Source organism: Geobacter metallireducens GS-15 (assembly GCF_000012925.1).
GTDB classification, from domain to species: Bacteria; Desulfobacterota; Desulfuromonadia; order Geobacterales; family Geobacteraceae; genus Geobacter; species Geobacter metallireducens.
In genome coordinates, this window is record NC_007517.1 from 185863 (window position 1) to 205098 (window position 19236).

Consider the following 19236-nt stretch of genomic DNA (forward strand, 5'->3'; position numbering starts at 1 on the left):
TTATGCTTACTAACCGTCTGAAATCTGATCTCCAGGCCCGCATCGCCCACGCCGTCACCAACCGCGAGGCGGCGGTGGACGTGATAAAGGAGCTGCAGCGGCACTACGGCTGGCTCACCGACGAGGCGGTGGCCGAGGCGGCAGGGCTCCTGGGGCTCACGCCGCTCCAGGTGGAGGAGCTGGCCACTTTCTACGAAATGATCTACCGCCGGCCGGTAGGTAAGCGGGTGGTCCACGTCTGCGACTCCATCTCCTGCTGGGCCATGGGAGGAGAGAGCCTCATGGCGCACCTGGCGGCGAAGCTCGGCGTAGAACCCGGCGGGACCACGGCGGACGGGATGTTCACGCTCCTTCCCTGCTGCTGCCTCGGCAACTGCGGCGAGGCGCCGACGCTGATGATCGGCGACACCCTCTATGGCCGGGTGACGCCGGAGCGGGGAGAGGAAATCCTGAGCAACGCGCGGGAAACCGCAGCAACCGTGCCAGAAGGACCCGGCACACCACAAGAGGAGGAGAACGTATGAAAAAGGGAATTATCATCTCCATCAGCCTGCTGGCCACGGCGGCGTTCGCCACGGCCGGCCTCGCCGACACCAAGAAGGGGGGGAAGATCGACGGCGCCAAGGAATTCAAGGAGCACTGCGCCGTCTGCCACCCCGACGGCGGCAACATCGTCAACCCCGCCAAGCCCCTGAAGAAAGCGACCCTGGAGGCCAACGGGGTCAAGACCTGGAAAGACATCGTTGCCAAGATGCGCAACCCCGGACCGGGGATGACCAAGTTCGAGAAGAAGGATGTGAGCGACAAAGAGGCAAGGGCAATCGCGGAGTATGTTCTGAAGACCTTCAAGTAGAGGCAAGAGTGGCGACTGGCCACGGTCGCCACTCTCTTCTGTTTTTGACGGAGGATGGGATGCTCAGGATCAAGCGGATATACGATCCGCCGGCGCCGGAGGACGGAACGAGGGTGCTCGTGGATCGCCTCTGGCCCCGGGGGATTTCTAAGGACGAGGCCCGGATCGACGAGTGGCTCAAGGAGATCGCCCCCAGCGACGAACTGAGGAAGTGGTTCGGCCATGATCCGGCCCGGTGGGAGGAGTTCCGGGAACGGTTCCGGCGGGAACTGGAAGCGAAGGCGGAAATCCTGGACCACCTTCGGACTCTTGTCGGCAAGGGAACGGTAACGCTCCTCTTTGCGGCCAAGGATGAAGAGCACAACAACGCGGTGGTTTTGAAGGAAATGCTCGATTAGCCCATGGAACAGCTCCTCTTCCGACATAACCGCCCCGGCCGGTGCGTGACCTTTGCCGAGTACCGGGCCGAGGGGGGCTTCGCGGCGCTGGAGAAAGCCCTTGCCGGCATGTCCCCCAACGACGTCCAGCAGGTCGTGATCGACTCGGGCCTGCGCGGCCGCGGCGGCGCCGGCTTCCCCACGGGGAAGAAGTGGTCCTTCGTCCCCCGGGACATCCCCGGCCCCCGTTACCTCATCTGCAACTGCGACGAGATGGAGCCGGGGACCTACAAGGACCGGGTGCTCCTGGAGGCGAACCCCTATTCCCTCGTGGAGGGGATGACCCTGGCCGCCTACGCCATCGGTGTGGCCCACGCCTTCATCTTCATCCGGCGGGGGTACGAGGAGGCGGCGGAGAACTGCCGCCGGGCCATCGCCGAGGCGAAAGCGGCGGGGCTTCTGGGGGAGAACATCCTCGGCACCGGCTTCTCCCTGGAGCTGGACGTCCACCAGTCCGCCGGGCGCTACATCTGCGGCGAGGAAACCGCTCTCATGAACGCCCTGGAGGGGAAGCGGGCCAATCCGCGGAGCAAGCCCCCCTTCCCGGCGGTGAAGGGGCTCTGGGGGCGCCCCACGGTGGTGAACAACGTGGAGACCCTGGCAAACATCCCGGCCATCGTGGCCAACGGGGCCGCCTGGTTCAAGGGGCTGGCACGGATCCCCGAGGCGGCGGGGATGAAGCTCTTCTGCGTGAGCGGCCATGTGAACAACACCGCCTGCTTCGAGTTGCCGCTCGGGATGACCCTGGGCGAGATCATCGACGGCCCCTGCGGCGGGATGCTCCCGGGACGGGAGTTCAAGGCGTGCATCCCCGGTGGGGCGTCGACGCCGTTCTTCACGAAGGAGCACTGGCACGTTCCCATGGATTTCGACACCGTGGCCAAGGCCGGGTCCCGGCTCGGCACCGGCGGCATCGTGGTCTTCGACCGGGACACCTGCATGGTGGCGGCAACCCTGAACCTAATCGTCTTCTACGCCCGGGAATCGTGCGGCTGGTGCACCCCCTGCCGGGAGGGGCTCCCCTTCGTGCAGGACGTCCTGGCCCGGATCGAGGCGGGGGAGGGACGGGAGGAGCACATCGGCATCCTCCGGGAGCATATCCAATACCTCAACTACTCCTTCTGTCCCCTGGCCCCGGGCGCCATGGGGCCGGTGGAGGGACTGTTGCGGCTCTTCGAGGGCGAGATCCGGGAGCATATTGTTCTGGGGCGCTGCCCCTTTGGAGGGAAATGATGGCACCACCGGTGGATGATTTCGGCGGCCTCGTCACCCGGGCCACACGGCTCTGGACAGGGAACTTCGGCAACCTGCTCATTCTCTCCCTGGTCTTCGTGCTGGTGTGCTGGATCCCCGTCGCCAACGTGGGGTTCCTTGCCGGCTACACCCGGGCGATCCTCAAGGTGGCCAGGGGGGAAAAGGCCGAGGCAGGGGACATCTTCCGGGCGTGGGACTGCTTCGGCGACCTCTTCGTCTACCTCCTCCTGGTGCTCGTGGCCCAGTTCGCCCTGAACCACGTGCCGGGCATCGGCCAGGTGGCGGGGTTCGCCCTGGCGGTGGTGGTTGCCCCGGGGATGTACGGGATCATCGACCGGAGGATGAAGTTCATGGACGCCTTCCGCTGGAGCCTCGAAGCCATCAAGGGGGATCTGGTCGGCTGGCTCCTGGCGGTGCTCATCGGCGGCATCTTCATGGCCGTGGGGGCGCTCCTTCTCGGCATCGGCATCATCATCACCCTCGGCTGGGGAAGCCTCGTCATGGCGCTCCAGTACGACCGGGAACGGCCCCGGGTGATCATCCTGTAGCGAGAGACCATGCCCAAGCTCATCATCGATCACATACCGGTTGAAGTCCCCGCCGGCACCAGCGTTCTGGAGGCGGCCAAGTCCGTCGGGATCTGGATCCCCCACTTCTGCTACCATCCGGCCCTCGGAAGCGTGGGGGCCTGCCGGCTCTGCGCCGTGAAGATGCTGGACGGCCCGGTGAAGGGGATCCAGATGTCGTGCATGCTCCCGGCCCAGGACGGGATGGTGGTCTCCACCACCGACCCCGAGGCCCTGAAGATGCGGAGCCTCGTCATCGAGTGGCTCATGACCAACCATCCCCACGACTGCCCGGTCTGCGACGAGGGGGGTGAGTGCCTCCTCCAGGATTACACCGTCGCCGGGGGCCACGGCATCCGCCGCTACGAAGGGAAAAAGCGAACCCACGTGAACCAGTACCTTGGGCCGTACATCGAGCACGAGATGAATCGCTGCATCCAGTGCTACCGCTGCGTCCGGTTCTACCAGGAATACGCCGGCGGGAGCGACTTCGGCGTCATGGGAAACGCCCGGCGGGTTTACTACGGCCGCTTTGAGGAGGGGAAGCTCGAATCTCCCTTCTCCGGCACCCTCGTGGACATCTGCCCCACCGGCGTCTTCACCGACAAGACCGCCCGCTTCCGGGCCCGCTACTGGGACTACGAGATGGCCCCCTCGGTCTGCCCCCACTGTTCTCTGGGATGCAACACCGTGCCGGCGGCCCGCTACCGGGAGCTCCTGAAAACCATTGCCCGGGAGAACCCCACCGTGAACGGCCCCTTCATCTGCGACCGGGGACGGTTCACCAATGCCCCGGTGAACGACCCGGCGCGCCCCCGGGTGCCGCTGGTGGACAGGAAAGAGGTTTCGTGGGATGCGGCCCTGGATGCCCTCATGGTGCGGGTCAGCGAACTGGAAGAGCTGTACGGCCCCGGGAGCCTGGCAGTGGTCGGCTCGCCCCGGCTCGCGCTGGAGGGGAACATCCTGCTGGCGCGCCTGGCGGACCTCCTCGGCGCGGGGCACCTCTGCTACTTTACCGAGAAGGAGGAGGGGGAGCGGACCGCCGCGGCAGTCGACCTCCTCGCCGGCGACAAAGCCGCCTCCATGGCGGACGTGCGGAAGGCCGACTGCGTAGTCATCCTCGAAGCGGACCTCCGGGACGAGGGGCCCATGATGCTCCTGGCGGTCCGGCAGGCATGGCGCCACGGCGCGCCGGTCTTCCTGGTGGGGAAGCACGCCCCCCTGGAGCAGGCCCGCACCGTCTCCATGGAAGCCATCGAGCTCAGCATCCTCGAAGAGGTTCCCCTGGCCATCTTCGAGCGCCCCGTGGTCATCTGCGGGACCAGGAACAGCACCCGCGCCGCCATCGAACTCCTGGCCCGGGCCGATGCCAAGATCGCCTGCCTCCTCCCCGGCCCCAACGCCTTCGGAGCCAGGCTTCTGGCAAAGGAGCACGGAGCGGTCGCCCTGGCCGAGGCCGTGGCCTCCGGAAAGGTGAAGGGGATCATCGCCGTGGAGGCAGACATCCCGGAGGAGCTTCTGGCGCAAGTCCCCCTTATCGTCGCCGCCGACTGGCTCCCCACGGAGACGCTCCGGCGGGCCCAGGTGGTTCTCCCCACGGCCGCCTGGGTAGAGATGGACGGCACCTTCGTCAACAACGAGGGGCGGGCACAGCGCTTCCGCAAGGCCATGGTCCCCGGTCTCCCGATCCGGGGGCTCCCGGCCCGCTACCACGCCTCACCGGACAAGCCGGCGCCCTTCCATCCGCCCCGGGTCCACCGCAGCGTTTCACCCGGCGGTGATACTCGCCCCGCCTGGCGGATCGTGGCGGAACTCATGGAGCGGTGCGGAGGGGAGACAGAGACTGACCCCTTTGTGGGGCGGTGGGAGGTGTTGCGGGGGCTCGATCCGGAGGGAGATGGGGTGAGGCTGAGAGGGTGATACGTGTCCCGTTTGTGGAGATGAGCGCGCACGTGAACCGCTCAAGCGTGGGGACAGGCATTGACTGATTTGACATCTTGAAAGGGAGAAGGCTTTCCTAATCAGGAAGATGCAGCCATTGACGCGGCTGATCTCCCAGCCGTTTATGCAAGACAGAAAATTTATCACGAGGAGACCATGCCAATGATCCCGGAAAAACTATTGGAAATCATGAAACAGGACGGAGTTGTCGCCATTGCGACCTTGGGGGAGGATGGTCCGCATATGGTCAACACGTGGAATAGCTATATCAAGGTCTCACAAGACGGGCGTTTGTTCATTCCAGCGGGGTACATGCATAAGACTGAGGCCAACATTGCCCATAATCCCGATGTGCTGATCACCTTGGGAAGCAGCAAGGTTGCGGGGTTGCACGGTCCCGGCGCCGGTTTCCTGATCAAGGGTAAGGCGAACTTCATAACTTCCGGGCCGGATTTTGACTTTATGAAGGCAAAGTTCAACTGGTTACGAGCCACATTGGCCGTTACCATCGAATCGGCCACTCAAACCTGGTGAGCCTTGCATGATATCCAATCACAAACCTTGCCAAGCGGCTGGGGGTGACCAAGCGGCGTGACAGGCTGAGACGACAGGCAGCGAAACAGAGATGATGGAATGACCCCTGTAGCCCTCGACATAGCCATCCACCTGGCCAAGATCGCCCTGATCTTCTTCGTGGTGCTGACTCTGGCGGCCTACCTGGTCTTCGCCGAGCGGCGGATTCTGGCCTGGATCCAGGACCGGAAGGGACCGAACCGGGTGGGGCCCTTTGGCCTCTTGCAGCCCCTGGCGGATCTCATCAAGCTCCTGACCAAGGAGGACTTCCGACCCGCCGGGGCCGACAAGTGGCTCTTCTACCTGGCCCCTGCCATGGCGGCGATCCCGGCCATTCTCACCTTCGCGGTGATCCCCTTCGGGGCCCCTCTGACGCTCTTCGGCAGGGAGGTGCCGCTCCAGGTGGCGGACCTGAACGTGGGGCTCCTTTTCTTTCTGGCACTCTCCTCAATAGCGGTGTATGGTGTGGCCCTGGGGGGGTGGGCGTCCAACTCCAAGTACGCGCTTTTGGGCTCCATCCGGGGGCTGGCGCAACTCATCTCCTACGAGCTGTCCATGGGGTTGTCGCTGGTGCCGACGGTGATGCTGGCCGGGTCGCTCCGGCTCTCGGACATCGTGGCGGCCCAGGAGGGGATCTGGTTCATCGTCTATCAGCCCCTGGCATTCGTGATCTTCCTCATCAGCATCGCGGCGGAGTGCAAGCGGATTCCCTTCGACATCCCCGAGGCGGAGGGGGAGCTGGTGGCCGGGTTCCACACCGAGTACTCGGGGATGCGCTTCGGCCTTTTCTTCGTGGGGGAGTACATCAACATCATCGTCCTCGGCGGGCTGGCAACCACCTTCTTCCTGGGGGGTTGGCACGGGCCGTGGCTCCCCCCCTTCGTCTGGTTCTCGGCGAAGACCCTCGCCTTCGCCTTCTTCTTCATCTGGATGCGGGGGACGCTGCCGCGGCTTCGCTACGACCAGCTCATGCACCTGGGCTGGAAGGTGCTGACGCCGCTGGCGCTGGTCAACATTCTTGTCACCGGCTGGATACTGATGCTCCGCTAACGGAGCATCGGACATTTTAACGGAAAGGAGGGGAACGGGTAGTCCGCACGCATCAAGGTATCACTCACGCATTGGTCATTGTCCCGGAGAAGTGAACTCATTACGCAACATTTCAAAGGAGGACGTGTCATGGTTGAGAACGTGAATACCAAAGACAAGCATGGGCATACGCCGCTCATCGAGGCGGCCAAGACAGGGGACGCCGAGACGATCAGAGATCTCCTGAACCGCGGCGCCGACATGGATGCACGGAGCGAGAAGGGGAAGACGGCCCTGCATTACGCGGCGGCCAACGGTAAGGCAGCGGCCATCAAGACTCTGCTGGAGGCGGGGGCTGAAGTGGACCCGCGAGACATGGAATGGCACACCCCCCTCATGCTGGCGGCCAACTACGGATGCAACGAGTGCGTGGAAACCCTTTTGACGGCCGGCGCCGACCCCCTGGCCAAAATGAAGCTCGGCAACACCGCCCTGACCTATGCGGAAGCGAACGGACACCCCGACACCCTGGAACTGATAACGAAGGCCCAGCGGGCCAAGGCCGGAAACGCCTGATCCTGCAAGGGTACGTTACCGCAGGGGCGGGGGATGCCTCGCCCCTCTGTTGCCACCATGCCCATCATCACCGACTTCAAAGCAATCGCCACCGGGCTCTTTGTCACCTGGAAGCACATCTTCCGCAGGAGCGTCACGGTGGAATACCCCGAGGTGAAGCGGACCCCCGCTCCCCGCTACCGGGCGAGGATCGTCCTCACCCGCGACCCCGAGGGGGGAGAGCGGTGCGTGGCCTGCTACCTCTGCTCCGCCGCCTGCCCCGTTGACTGCATCTCCATGGAGGCGACCGAGGACGGGAACGGCCGCCGGTACGCCCGGTGGTTCCGGATCAACTTCTCCCGCTGCATCTTCTGCGGCCTCTGCGCCGAGGCCTGCCCCACCCTCGCCATCCAGATGACCCCTGACTACGAGATCTGCGAGCGGGACATCATGGAACTGGTCTACGAGAAGGAAGACCTCCTCATCGACGGCTGCGGCAAGGACCCCGCCTACAACTTCTACCGCCATGCCGGCATCGGCGTCACCCAGCCACGGGGCGCCGGCGAGCGGGAAGAGGAACCGGTTGATGCGCGGGGACTCATGCCGTGACATCCCCACGCCTGAGCGTCTAACCGGCAGACCGATCCTGCCTCTCCATCCCCGCATTCCGCAAGCCCTCCCCTTCCACAGCAACAGACTTTATGCCGAAAATGAAACAGTGGCTTACAATTACCAAACTCTATAATGTGTGGATGTTGCGGCATCTCAGAGCCCAGGCACATGCGCACGCTAGACTGCGACAGGGGACCATCAGCGAGGTTTCCTGCATGTGGCCCCGTCCCGGCAGCACCGACCCGGTGCCCAAGGTGAGCTTCGTCACAAAGGTGGACGATCAGGTCTGCACGGTGGGCTACTACAAGTAGCATGGATTGACATCTCCCCCACGGAAGTATGAACGCATGGGGTCTCTCCGGCGAAAAACTGCCGGGAGAGGCCCCTTTTTTTCTGCAATTTACCCCCGATATGGTAGATTTTATCCGATATGGAATCGGCCCTCTTCTACATCCTGGCCGTTGTAACGGTCACGGGCACCGCCTTCGCCATCACGGAAAAGCACGCGGTGCACGCCATCGTCTACCTCGTCACCTCGTTTTTCGCCCTGGCGGTGATCTTCTTCCTGCTCGGAGCGCCGGTGGTGGCAATCTTCGAGGTGATCATCTACGCCGGCGCCATCATGGTCCTCTTCCTCTTCGTGATCATGATGCTCGACCTGGGGCACCCGGAGCGGGCGCGGCTTCCCGGAATCCGGGAGTGGTGGCCGGCCCTTGCCCTCGGCGCCGTGACCCTGGCGTCGGCCCTGGCCCTCGTCGTATCCCGCGCCCCGGCGATTCCGGCACCGGGGAAAGCCATCGGCGTCAAGGAGTTCGCCCTGGCCCTCTTCGGCAAGTACGGCGTGGCGGTGGAAGTCATTTCGATGCAGCTCCTTTTCGCGCTCGTCGGGGCGCTTTACCTGGCACGGAAGCGATAGGAACACTCGTGCCGAACAGGCGGCACGGTGCATATCAACCAAGGAGGAATGGCATGAAACATCTCAAGGGAATGGTTGTTCTGCTGGCTGCAGTAGTGGCGATGTCCGCGGTCGGATGCAAGAAGAAGGAGGTAGGGCCGGCGGAGAAGGCGGGACAAGAGATCGACAAGGCCGTGGAAAAGGCCGGCGAAGGGCTTGGCAAGGCAACCGAAAAGAGCAAGGAGGCTGTCGAGAAAGCCGGTGAAAAGGTGGGCGAGGCCGTCGACAAAAGCAAAGAGGCAGTCGACAAGGCTGCCGACAAGACCAAAGATGCGGTCAAGGACGCAACACAGAAGTAACGTGAGCATCGCGCAATGATCGTCCCCTTTGAGCACGTCCTGATCCTGGCCGGCATCCTCTTTGCCCTGGGGCTCGTCTGCGTCCTGGTCTGGCGGATGAACCTGATCATGCTCCTCATCGGCATCGAGGTGATGCTCAACGCCGCCATGCTCGCCTTTGTGGGAGGGGCGGCCCGATGGGGAATGGCCGACGGCCAGGTCTTCTCCCTCGTCATCATGGCCCTCACCTCAGCCGAGGTCTCCCTGGCCCTGGCCATGGTGGTCTACCTCCACCGGCGCAAGAGGACGGTGGATGCGGATGAGTTCAGCGAGCTGAAGGGATGAAACTCTACCTCACCACCATACTCCTGCTCCCCCTCCTCGGGGGAGCCATCAATGCCGTTATCGGGCGCAAACTCCCCCGCCGCGCGTGCGAGGCCCTGGCCTGCACCGCGGTCTGGGGGGCTTTTGCCGGCGCGGTCCTGGCCTTCGCGGCCTACCGGACCCCGGTCACGGTGGAGCTGGCCTCGTGGCTGGCTGACTTCGATTTTTCCGCTCCCGTTACCCTCTACCTGGACCCCCTCTCCCTGGTGATGATGGTCATGGTCACCTTCGTCTGCGGGATCATCCACCTCTATTCCGTGGGATACATGGCGAAGGAGGAAAGCCCGGCCCGGTTCTTCGCCCTCCTGAACCTCTTCGTTTTCGCCATGCTGGTCCTGGTCCTGGCGGAGAACCTGCCGCTCCTCTATCTCGGCTGGGAGGGGGTCGGCTTCTGCTCCTACGCTCTCATCGGCTTCTGGTACGACGACCCGAAGAACGCCACCGCCGGCCGCAAGGCCTTCATCGTGACGCGGATCGGCGACACCGCCTTCGGCATCGGCATTGTCTGGTGCTTCCAGCTCTTCCAGACCGTCTCCATTACTCAGATCAACCAGATGGGGTTCCTGATGCCCGTGGGGATCATCACCACCCTCGGGCTCCTCTTTCTGGCCGGGGCCATGGGGAAATCGGCCCAGGTTCCGCTCATGGTCTGGCTCCCCGACGCCATGGCCGGCCCCACGCCGGTCTCGGCCCTGATCCACGCCGCCACCATGGTCACCGCCGGGGTCTACCTCATGGCGAGGATGTCGCCCCTCTTCGGGGCGGCTCCCGTGGTCATGGCCGCCGTAGCCGTCACCGGGGCGGTCACCGCCTTCTACGGCGCCTCGTGTGCCTTGGTGCAGCGGGACTTCAAGCGAGTGCTGGCCTACTCCACCATCAGCCAGATCGGCTACATGATGCTCGGCGTGGGGGCCGGCGCCGTCACCGCCGCCACCTTTCACCTCCTGGAGCACGCTTTCTTCAAGGCCCTCCTCTTCCTGGGAGCCGGCTGCGTCATCACGGCTCTCCACCACGAGCAGGACATCTTCAGGATGGGGGGACTGCGCACGCGGATGCCCCTCACCTTCTGGGCCTTCCTGGCCGGGGCCGCCTGTCTGGCCGGACTTCCCCCCACCGGCGGATTCTTCAGCAAGGACGCCATCCTGGCCGCGGTCTGGGCCAAGGGGGGGCTCCTCTACGGCGGGCTCTTCACCCTGGGCCTTCTGGCGGCGCTCTTCACCTCCTTCTACACGTTTCGAATGGTTTACCTGGTCTTTGGCGGCGAAGGGGTGACAGAGGTCCACCACGCTCCCCGGATCATGGAGACAATGCTGCTCCCCCTGGCGCTCCTAGGGCTCCTGGGAGGCATCATTCACCTCCCCGACTTTCTGGCCGAAGGCTGGCTCGGCCGCTTCCTGGCCACGGCCTTGACCGAACGCGCCCCTCACCTCGCCCACGGTGAGGAGATGGCCGTAGAGGGAGTCGCGGCCCTGGTGGCCCTCGCCGGCCTCGCCGCGGCCCACCTCCGCTACGGAGGAGTGCGGCGCGCGGCCCGGATCGAGGGGGCCGCCGCGGAACCACGGGGAATCACCGCCTTCCTCCTGAACGGCTGGTACGCCGACAATTTCTACCGGTTCCTTCTCATCCGCCCCTACGAGGCCCTGGCAGGCTTCCTCTGGCGCCGGGTGGACGAAGGGGTGATCGACGATTCCCTGGACCGTCTGGCCGGCAACTTGGGCAAAACCGGCCAAGGGCTGGGGGGGTGGAGCTGCGGGAGGGTGTCAGTCTATCTCCTCAGTTTTGCCGCGGGGTTGGCGCTGATTCTGGGGTGGCTGGCGTGGGAGATGGTGTGGTAGATGGAGAACCGCCGGAATGGATGCGCAGCATGAATGACCGGACTGAACACGGAAGGGACCGGGGATGAGCACGAAGAGCGAAACTCACTATGCGGAGCGAATCGGCTGGCTGCGGGCGGCAGTGCTCGGGGCCAACGACGGGATCATTTCCACCGCGAGCCTGGTCGTGGGGGTGGCGGCCGCCCATGCCGCCCGGGGAAATGTGCTCATAGCCGGGGTGGCGGGCCTCGTCGCCGGCACCATGTCCATGGCAGCGGGCGAGTATGTGTCCGTCAGCTCCCAAGCCGACACCGAAAAGGCCGACCTGGCCCGCGAGAGGAGGGAACTGGAGGAAGACCACGAGTTCGAGCTCAAGGAACTTGCGTCCATCTATGTGGACAGGGGGCTTGAACCGCAGCTTGCCAAGCAGGTCGCTACGCAGCTCATGGCCCACGACGCCCTGGCGGCCCACGCCCGCGACGAACTGGGGCTCAACGAAATACACACTGCGCGCCCCATCCAGGCGGCACTGGCGTCGGCGGTCACCTTTGCCGTCGGAGCAACCCTCCCCCTCATCATCACCCTGCTCAGTCCGGAGCAACTCATCGTCCCCGGCGTGGCCGGAGGCTCCCTCGTCTGCCTGGCGCTCCTGGGAACGCTGGCGGCACGGGCTGGGGGCGCGGACATCGCCGTCGGCGCAACGCGGGTAACGCTCTGGGGGGCGCTGGCCATGGCGGCCACGGCAGGGGTCGGGGCGCTCTTCGGGACGGCTGTGTGAGCGGGTGAGCAATACACGTTAGGCAACCCTCACATGAGACGCACAACATCACGGAAATTATACTCGGGAGAAAAATCTCCAGACAAGGAGCTTGGCATGACCATCATCACTGCTCACTGCCGGTGCATCCTGCAGTCTGTCGCTTCCCTTATTCTGCTACTGCTTTTTGTGCAGGTCGGCGCAGCTCAGCCTTCTGATGCAGCTCAGCCTCCTGATACGTGCAGTGGCTGCCACGCGGACCGGTCGAAAATGCTTCGGTTCGGCTTCCCCCACCTGAGCGTGACTGCTGAGGAGGCAACCAGGCAATCAGGCATGAACGCAGCCTGTTCAGATTGCCATTTGGGAGACCCGACGAACCCGGGCCGCACGGCTGCCCACCGGGGCATGGGACGGTTGCTATTGGTGCGCAAGAAAGGGATGCTGGCCGAGTCTGTACAGCGCGAGGCCCCTCTGAAGCTGACCGGCAATCCCATGACCCGTATTCAGCATCAAATCGTCAGGGACGGCAAGGTGGTCATCGACCCCAATGTCACCCTGATCCTCTATCAGGACAAGCGTCGAGACAATCTTTCCCAGGATTTCGGCGTCATGGAGAAGACCTGCGGCGCCTGCCATGCCAAGGAGTTCTCCGAGTTCACCCAGAGTACTATGGGACGCAACGCCAAACAGAGCCGATACCAGAGCTGGACCGACCAACAGCGAGGCCCCCATAACTGCGGCGCATGGTTCAATGGAAATTACGAGAGAATCTCAACCAACACGGCCGTCCCCTTTTCTCGGGAGCAAAGTGCGTTGAACCAGCGCAGTTGCAACACCTGCCACGTGGGGTGCCTCGATTGTCACTACGATCCACAGCCGACGGATCCGGCCAACCCAAAGCGGGGGATACACACCTTCAACCGAGTACCGAAGCCGGAAAGCTGCTATGGTGGCGGCCGTGGGCAGATCTGCCATGCCGGGCCGGAGGAGCGGCGCCGGGGAGCGGGCTATTTCGGCGGCAGCTACGCCAACCCGGAGGGAATGGAGCCGGACATCCATCAGGCTAAGAAGGTTGGCTGTCTCGACTGCCACGAAAACAGCGGATCCAAGAGCGGCCTGGGACATGGGATGATCAAGCGGCAGGGACGTTGCGACCGGTGCCACGAGCGGCAGGTCGCCAGCCACAAGCTGACGCTACACAAAACTCTCTCCTGCGAAGCATGCCACATTCAGAACATTTCCGGCTACCAGGGGACCTTCTGGGGACCAGGCAAACTGGCCGGTTCAAACACGCCCTTCTTCAAGTACAAGGAATACTACGGGATCATGAAGGAGCCTATTCTGATACGCGATCAAAACGGGCGCTGGATACCGGTAAAACCATTTCCGATGGCGGTCCTGAACCAGAAGGAGTCGGCATTGAAGCCGGGGCTGCACTGGCGCTGGCCCAAAGAACTGCCCGACCTGCAGCGCACCGATGACGCTTACGGGTATGTCGGGCTGTTCGACGGCTTGCCCGAGAACAACCGGGCACTGGCATGGATCCAGATGGACAAGGTCTCCCATAAATATGGGAAAAGCCGTCCTTGCGCCTCGTGCCACGAGTTGCCCGACGGCGAGCAGCGCCAGCATGTGGAATGGGACTTCACTGACGCCGGCGCTTTACCCTTCAGCGGGAGTCACGTGGTAGTTGCCGGGAAGAAGGGGCTTTCCATTCGTGACATGAAGTCTGAAAAAATCGACGTCCTCGATGGATACCGCTTGTCCAGCCTGGCACCCTGGTTCTATTTGAAGGATCGTTGGCAAATTGAGGGAGACTTCTCCTTGCCGTCGATCAAGGAGCAGGAGTTCTACAGCCGGGCCAAGGGAGATGTCGCCAAGGCGCGTCAGGCGAGGGTTGTGCATTGAAAAAGCTTCTGTCATGGGGTGCCGTCGGACTCCTAACGAGCGCCCTGCTCGATCCGCTCATCTATTCCATGCTGGAGAAGCCGATTCCGTGGCTGCGCGATATACTCATGGGGGCGGGGGGCTGCGTCTGCTTCTATCTCCTGATCCGCTTCCGCAATGAGCTGTGACGGTGGCGGGTTGCCACAAAACGTGATGTCGTAAAACAGGTACTTGATCGTGACCGACTATCCGATCCTCACCATCCTCATCTTCCTCCCCCTGGCGGGATGCCTCTGTTTAGCGCCGGTCTGGCACTGCCGGACGTCTGCCCGCGCCGTGGCCCTGGGGTTTGCCGTTGCCGAACTGGCCCTGGCGGCGTGGCTTCTGGTGGCCGCCACGGGGATGCCCGCCGCCCCCGGCGCGCCGACGGGGTATTTCCTCTGGGAGGATGCCGTGTGGATCGAGCGCTTCGGCATCCGCTACCTCCTTGGGATGGACGGGATCAGCCTCCTCATGGTGGCGCTCACGGCCTTCATCACGGTGGTCGCCATGGCGGTATCGTGGCGCGCCGTCACCGAGCGGACGGCCCTCCACTATTTCCTCATCCTCCTCATGGAGAGCGGGCTCATGGGGGTCTTCCTCGCCCTGGATCTCGTCCTCTTCTACCTCTTCTGGGAGGTGATGCTGATCCCCATGTTCTTCCTGATCGGCATCTGGGGACACGGCCGCCGCATCTACTCGGCGGTGAAGTTCTTCCTCTACACCCTGGCCGGTTCACTCCTGATGCTCCTGGCCATCATCGGGGTCTACCTCATACATGGCGATGCCACCGGCATCTACACCTTCACCCTCCCCCTCCTGGCCAAGGCCCCCATAGCCCACGCCGCGGCACCGTGGCTCTTCGGGGCGTTTCTCCTGGCCTTCGCCATCAAGTTCCCCCTCTTCCCGGTGCACACCTGGCTCCCCGATGCCCACACCGACGCCCCCACGGCCGGGAGCGTGATCCTGGCGGCGCTCCTCCTGAAAACCGGGGCCTATGGGCTGGTTCGCTTCGGCTACCCCCTCTTTCCCGAGGCGGCCAAGGGGTTCACGCCCTTCATTTCGGCGCTGGCCGTCGTCGGCATCCTCTACGCCTCGTGGGTCGCCTATGCCCAGGAGGACATGAAGCGGATGGTGGCCTACTCCAGCGTGGGGCACATGGGGTTCGTGGCCCTGGGAATCGCCTCCTGGAGCCCGGTGGCCCTGTCCGGTTCCATCCTCCAGATGGTGAACCACGGCGTCACCACCGGCGCCCTCTTCGCCCTGGTGGGGATGCTGGACGAACGGACCGATACCCGGGAGATCGCCGCCTACGGCGGGGTGTGGGGGAAAGCGCCCAAGCTCGCCTTCTTCTTTCTCCTTTTCGCCATGACATCGGCGGGGTTGCCGGGGCTCAACAACTTCACGGGCGAATTCCTGATCCTTGCGGGGGTCTTCCGGACTACGCCGGCGGCAGCGGCCATCGCCTTTATCGGCATCGTGCTGCCGCTCATCTACACAGTGAGGCTCGTGCAGGAGGTGCTCTTCCAGACGGAGCGGCGGCCCCTGCGACTGCCGGACGTGACCCTGCGGGAGGAGGCGCTTCTGGCGGTGCTGGCGACGATCGACGTGTATATCGGTGTCCATCCGAAACCGCTCCTGGATATCCTCAAGGTGCCGGTGGCGCTCCTGACGGGGGCGACGCCATGACCATAACCGAACTCTGGGCCCTCATCCCTCTTCTGATCCTCGCCTGCGGGAGCGTCTTCGTGCTCATGCTCGGGGCAATCGTGCCGGGACGGTGCGGAACCGTCATCGGCGTTGCCGTCTGCGCCGGCACGGCTCTCTGGGCGATGCTGGCTCCGCCGCAGCCCCTGGCGCCGCCGACTCTGGGAGTGACCGTCACCCCCTTTACCCGCTTCTTCCTCGTATTTTTCGCCGTGACGGCAGGCTTGTCGCTCCTCCTGGCCCGAGACCATGCGGCGCGGCAGGGGCTTAAGGGGGAGGAGTACCCGGCCACGATCCTCTTCGGCACCTTCGGCATGGGTGTGGTGGCGAGCGCGGCCAACTTCCTGACCCTCTTCCTGGGGCTGGAGGCCCTCACCTTCGCCTTCTACATTCTGGTGGCCTACGACCACAACCGCCCGGCGTCCGGGGAGGCAGGGCTCAAGTACCTCCTCATGGGGGCCGTGTCGGCGGCCTTTGTGGCATTCGGCATCGCGCTCCTCTACGGGGCCACGGGGACCCTGGAGATTAGCCGGGCCGTGGCCGCCTCGGCAGCCGGGGGAGGGATCGCCCTGGCGGGATGGGGGCTCCTCTTGGCGGGGCTCGCCTTCAAGATATCCCTGGCACCGGCCCACCTCTGGACCCCGGACATCTACCAGGGGGGGCCGACGCCGGTGGTGGCCTTCCTCGCCTCCGGCTCCAAGGGGGCGGCCATCGCCCTTTTCCTGCTCATTCTCTCCCCCCTCGGAACGCTCGGCACCCTGCGGGCGCCCCTCTGGGGGCTGGCGTTCCTCTCCATGACCGTCGGGAACCTGGCGGCACTCCTGCAGCCCAACGTGAAGCGGATGCTCGCCTACTCATCCGTGGCCCAGATGGGGTACGTGGCCCTGGCGCTCCTGTCGGGGGGACGGGGGTACGAGGCTGCGGCGTTTTATGCCGTGGCCTACGGAGCCATGGTCCTGGCTGCCTTCGGCGCCCTTGCCTCCCTGGAGGGAGAAACGCCGCTGGAACAGGTGGATGACCTCCGGGGGCTCGGCTATCACCGCCCCTTCCAGGGGGTGGTGCTGGCCGTGGCCATGCTCGCCCTGGCAGGGATTCCTCCAACGGTGGGCTTTGTGGGAAAGTTCGCCATCTTCTTCGCGGCCCTGAAAGGGGGAGAGGCTCCCCTGGCGGTCATCGGCATCCTCACGGCGGCGGCCTCGGCCTACTACTACCTGCGGGTGGTGGTGAACCTCTACATGAAACCGGCGGATGAGACGGGCTCCGGCCAACGCCCCACCGTTGCGGAAGCGCTCTCCCTTGGCATTGCAGCCCTCGCCATCTTCATCCTCGGCATCTGGCCCGGCCCCCTCTTCGACCTGGCAGCCGCGATTCTTCGCTAGAACGGAGCCCCCGTGCAGAGCATCATAAAGGCCCTCATCAGCCTCGTCATCATCATCGCCTGCGCCAAAATCGGCAAACGCTTCCCGACCCTCGGGGGCCTCATCGCCACCATGCCCCTCACGAGCCTCCTGGTCCTCCTCTGGCTCTGGTCCGACGCGCCGGGAGACTACCGGCTCATGGAGGGGTACACGAAGGGGGTCCTCTGGGGGATCATCCCGACGGTCCTCTTTTTCGTGGCAGCCTTGTTCCTCTTCCGGCGCCAGTTCCCCCTGCCCCTGGTCCTGGCGGCCAGCTTCGGTGTCTGGCTGACCGGGGCCGCAGTGCACCAGTATTTTCTCAGGTGAGGCACTTACAAAACTATTGCGGGACCGGTCTGCGTTGTTGCCGCTCGCTCGAAAGCTCAACGTACCAACGGGTACGCGTCGCTTCCTCGTTCGCTTGCGCCTAGCATCCCGGCCTCCTCATCACGTTTTGCAAATGCCTCACGTAGCAACGAAAGGAATTGTCATGTCTCGCTGGTTGAAGGCCGCAGCCGCGGCCTTTCTCATGCTGCTGAGTACGACCGTGGCCCGGGCAGGCGATGCGCAGCACTACGCAGTGGCAGAGTTGCCGACGCCGGTGCTCAACACCCCGGATTTTCCCCGCGTATTCGGCGGCCAGGACGGCAGGACCGTCAAAACCGACCACCAGGGACAGATCCGAGAACTAGAGTTCATCGCCCTGCCGGGGGCAGCCTTTACGGTGCAGGAGACGCTCCGCAGGGGGGGATCGGTGGTCCACCGGGTCACCACCGACGACTACCCCTACCCGACCACGACAGGCTACTTTGTGGATGCCCGCTTCGTACGGCTCACGGACGAAACGCCCCATCCCCGTGCCCGGAAACTTCCTTCCCGCAACAAGATCATCACCCGACTCCTGGCGGCCCGGGGAAGCCGTTACGTCTGGGGAGGAAACGTCCGTGCGGGGGTGCCGGATATGATCCGCCTCTTTCCCCCGGCGGGAAAACTCTCCGCCGAGACGGAGCGCCGCTGGCTGCTGCAAGGGCTCGACTGCTCGGGGCTCCTCTACGAGGCCACCGACGGCGTCACCCCCCGCAACACGAGCGCCCTTGCTGGCTACGGCCGGGGGGTGCCCATTGCCGGGCTCTCTACAGAAGAGATCCGCCAGCAACTGGAGCCCCTGGACCTCATCGTCTGGAAGGGACACGTGATTATCGTCCTTGACCGGGAGCGGACCATCGAGAGCCGACTCGGCCCGGTGCCGGGAAAGCGGGACGGTGTGGCCGTGAGGCCGCTGCGGGATGTTCTGTCCGAGGTGATGGGAAAGAGGGTGCCTGTGGATCGGTTCGCGGAGAAAAACGGGAGGGGAGAGAAGACCTTTGTCGTGCGACGGTGGTACCCCTAGAATCCCCTGCGCCGGAGTTCCTCGCCGATAAGCCGCTTTTGCTCCTGGCCGAGGCGGCCCGAGACTGCCAGGTTCCGAAGTTCCATGGCCGGTGCCCCGGCAAGAAGCGAAACAAAGACCGTCGAGGGAGTGCGGGGATTCTTGATCATGGCAATTTTCAGGTTGGGGCGGCTCGCCCATCGCTGGTGGCGGGCCACGGCGGCAATGGCCTCGGTGGAGGAGCGGGCGCTTGAGACAAGCTGGAAGACCGACGCCTCCTTGAGGCGGGGGTTGGCGAGGCACGGCTCCACCACCCGCACGTCCCCCTCCTTCATGAGGGCATCGAGGACCGAGGCGCTGGCCCGGCGGGCAAGGGTGATCCGGTTCCCCAGGGGAGTGGTGGGGAGCCGCTGGACGATGGCCCGCTCCGCCGCCAGCCGCTGGTCGGGAGTGGTCCCCGGAAGCTCGCTGAGGGTAACGAGTTCGAAGAGGTAGAGACGGGGAAGGAGCGACAGGGCTACGCCGGCCGGGGTTGCAGGATTCTGGACCAGGGCCACGGTCAGGTTGTGGTTCCCCGCCACCGTATCAAGCCCAGCCACGGTCCTGAGGAGATCCTCGGTCAGGTCCCGGCGCCCCAGGAGGGCGAGGAGGTGGTTACCGTCCAGGGCGGGGTTCCGGAGGGCCGCCCGGAGCACCTCGGGGGAGGAGTCGAGGATTGCCTCGAAGAGCTCCTCCTTGCCGCAGGTGAGGGCCCGGTGGAGCCGCCGTGACAATTCAGGGTCCAGGTGTGTACTTTTTGCGCTCCTCTCCATGGCCCGCCCCGTCATGA

General features: G+C 64.4%; 22 protein-coding genes. 21 read left to right on the plus strand and 1 reads right to left on the minus strand.

Annotated features, from left to right (window positions below):
- The first annotated feature begins 2 nt into the window (after positions 1–2).
- The 21 genes from nuoE (at position 3) to GMET_RS00875 (ending at position 18428) form a co-directional block, all read left to right on the plus strand.
- Positions 3–524, plus strand: coding sequence for an NADH-quinone oxidoreductase subunit NuoE (nuoE, locus tag GMET_RS00775; protein ID WP_004512741.1), 522 nt, complete (start codon positions 3–5; stop codon positions 522–524).
- Positions 521–853, plus strand: a complete 333-nt coding sequence (locus tag GMET_RS00780; protein ID WP_004512742.1) for a c-type cytochrome — start codon at positions 521–523, stop codon at positions 851–853. Before nuoE ends, GMET_RS00780 begins: the two co-directional genes overlap by 4 nt.
- Before the next feature lie 59 nt (positions 854–912).
- On the plus strand, positions 913–1251 hold the full coding sequence (locus GMET_RS00785; protein ID WP_004512743.1) for a DUF488 domain-containing protein: 339 nt from the start codon (positions 913–915) through the stop codon (positions 1249–1251).
- Between the two features lie 3 nt (positions 1252–1254).
- On the plus strand, positions 1255–2523 hold the full coding sequence (nuoF, locus tag GMET_RS00790; protein WP_004512744.1) for an NADH-quinone oxidoreductase subunit NuoF: 1269 nt from the start codon (positions 1255–1257) through the stop codon (positions 2521–2523).
- A complete protein-coding gene (locus tag GMET_RS00795; protein WP_004512745.1) occupies positions 2523–3092 on the plus strand; it encodes a hypothetical protein in 570 nt (189 codons plus the stop codon). The genes nuoF and GMET_RS00795 overlap by 1 nt, the downstream gene beginning before the upstream one ends.
- A gap of 9 nt (positions 3093–3101) precedes the next feature.
- Complete coding sequence (gene nuoG / locus GMET_RS00800) at positions 3102–5030, plus strand: NADH-quinone oxidoreductase subunit NuoG (protein WP_004512746.1); 1929 nt, start codon at positions 3102–3104, stop codon at positions 5028–5030.
- Positions 5031–5213: 183 nt separating this feature from the next.
- Positions 5214–5585, plus strand: coding sequence for a pyridoxamine 5'-phosphate oxidase family protein (locus GMET_RS00805; RefSeq protein WP_004512747.1), 372 nt, complete (start codon positions 5214–5216; stop codon positions 5583–5585).
- 99 nt (positions 5586–5684) lie between these two features.
- A complete protein-coding gene (gene nuoH / locus GMET_RS00810) occupies positions 5685–6674 on the plus strand; it encodes an NADH-quinone oxidoreductase subunit NuoH (RefSeq protein WP_004512748.1) in 990 nt (329 codons plus the stop codon).
- A 129-nt stretch (positions 6675–6803) separates the two neighbouring features.
- Positions 6804–7229 carry an ankyrin repeat domain-containing protein gene (locus GMET_RS00815; protein ID WP_004512749.1) on the plus strand — a complete coding sequence of 142 codons (426 nt, stop codon included), beginning with the start codon at positions 6804–6806 and terminating at the stop codon, positions 7227–7229.
- Positions 7230–7286: 57 nt separating this feature from the next.
- Positions 7287–7817, plus strand: coding sequence for an NADH-quinone oxidoreductase subunit NuoI (nuoI, locus tag GMET_RS00820; protein ID WP_011365630.1), 531 nt, complete (start codon positions 7287–7289; stop codon positions 7815–7817).
- Positions 7818–8250: 433 nt separating this feature from the next.
- The gene (locus GMET_RS00830; RefSeq protein WP_004512752.1) at positions 8251–8736 is read left to right on the plus strand and encodes an NADH-quinone oxidoreductase subunit J family protein; all 486 of its coding nucleotides are present in this window, start codon (positions 8251–8253) and stop codon (positions 8734–8736) included.
- Positions 8737–8789: 53 nt separating this feature from the next.
- Positions 8790–9074, plus strand: a complete 285-nt coding sequence (locus GMET_RS00835) for an Rv0909 family putative TA system antitoxin (RefSeq protein WP_004512753.1) — start codon at positions 8790–8792, stop codon at positions 9072–9074.
- 15 nt (positions 9075–9089) lie between these two features.
- Entirely contained in the window at positions 9090–9398 is a 309-nt protein-coding gene (gene nuoK / locus GMET_RS00840; RefSeq protein ID WP_004512754.1) for an NADH-quinone oxidoreductase subunit NuoK, read from the plus strand.
- Positions 9395–11272, plus strand: a complete 1878-nt coding sequence (gene nuoL / locus GMET_RS00845) for an NADH-quinone oxidoreductase subunit L (RefSeq protein WP_004512755.1) — start codon at positions 9395–9397, stop codon at positions 11270–11272. Before nuoK ends, nuoL begins: the two co-directional genes overlap by 4 nt.
- Positions 11273–11336: 64 nt before the next feature.
- Positions 11337–12029 carry a VIT1/CCC1 transporter family protein gene (locus GMET_RS00850; RefSeq protein WP_004512756.1) on the plus strand — a complete coding sequence of 231 codons (693 nt, stop codon included), beginning with the start codon at positions 11337–11339 and terminating at the stop codon, positions 12027–12029.
- Positions 12030–12125: 96 nt separating this feature from the next.
- A complete protein-coding gene (locus GMET_RS00855; protein ID WP_004512757.1) occupies positions 12126–13916 on the plus strand; it encodes a cytochrome c3 family protein in 1791 nt (596 codons plus the stop codon).
- Positions 13913–14083, plus strand: coding sequence for a hypothetical protein (locus GMET_RS18690; RefSeq protein ID WP_004512758.1), 171 nt, complete (start codon positions 13913–13915; stop codon positions 14081–14083). The genes GMET_RS00855 and GMET_RS18690 overlap by 4 nt, the downstream gene beginning before the upstream one ends.
- Before the next feature lie 49 nt (positions 14084–14132).
- Entirely contained in the window at positions 14133–15623 is a 1491-nt protein-coding gene (locus GMET_RS00860) for a complex I subunit 4 family protein (RefSeq protein ID WP_004512759.1), read from the plus strand.
- Positions 15620–17020: an NADH-quinone oxidoreductase subunit N gene (locus GMET_RS00865; RefSeq protein WP_004512760.1), complete on the plus strand. Its 1401-nt coding sequence runs from the start codon at positions 15620–15622 to the stop codon at positions 17018–17020. Before GMET_RS00860 ends, GMET_RS00865 begins: the two co-directional genes overlap by 4 nt.
- A 12-nt stretch (positions 17021–17032) precedes the next feature.
- Positions 17033–17365, plus strand: coding sequence for a DUF3147 family protein (locus GMET_RS00870; RefSeq protein ID WP_004512761.1), 333 nt, complete (start codon positions 17033–17035; stop codon positions 17363–17365).
- A 163-nt stretch (positions 17366–17528) separates the two neighbouring features.
- A complete protein-coding gene (locus GMET_RS00875; protein WP_004512762.1) occupies positions 17529–18428 on the plus strand; it encodes a C40 family peptidase in 900 nt (299 codons plus the stop codon).
- Here GMET_RS00875 and GMET_RS18695 read toward each other — a convergent pair.
- A complete protein-coding gene (locus GMET_RS18695) occupies positions 18425–19219 on the minus strand; it encodes a hypothetical protein (protein WP_011365631.1) in 795 nt (264 codons plus the stop codon). The two genes, GMET_RS00875 and GMET_RS18695, sit on opposite strands and share 4 nt — an antisense overlap.
- Positions 19220–19236 lie beyond the last annotated feature (17 nt).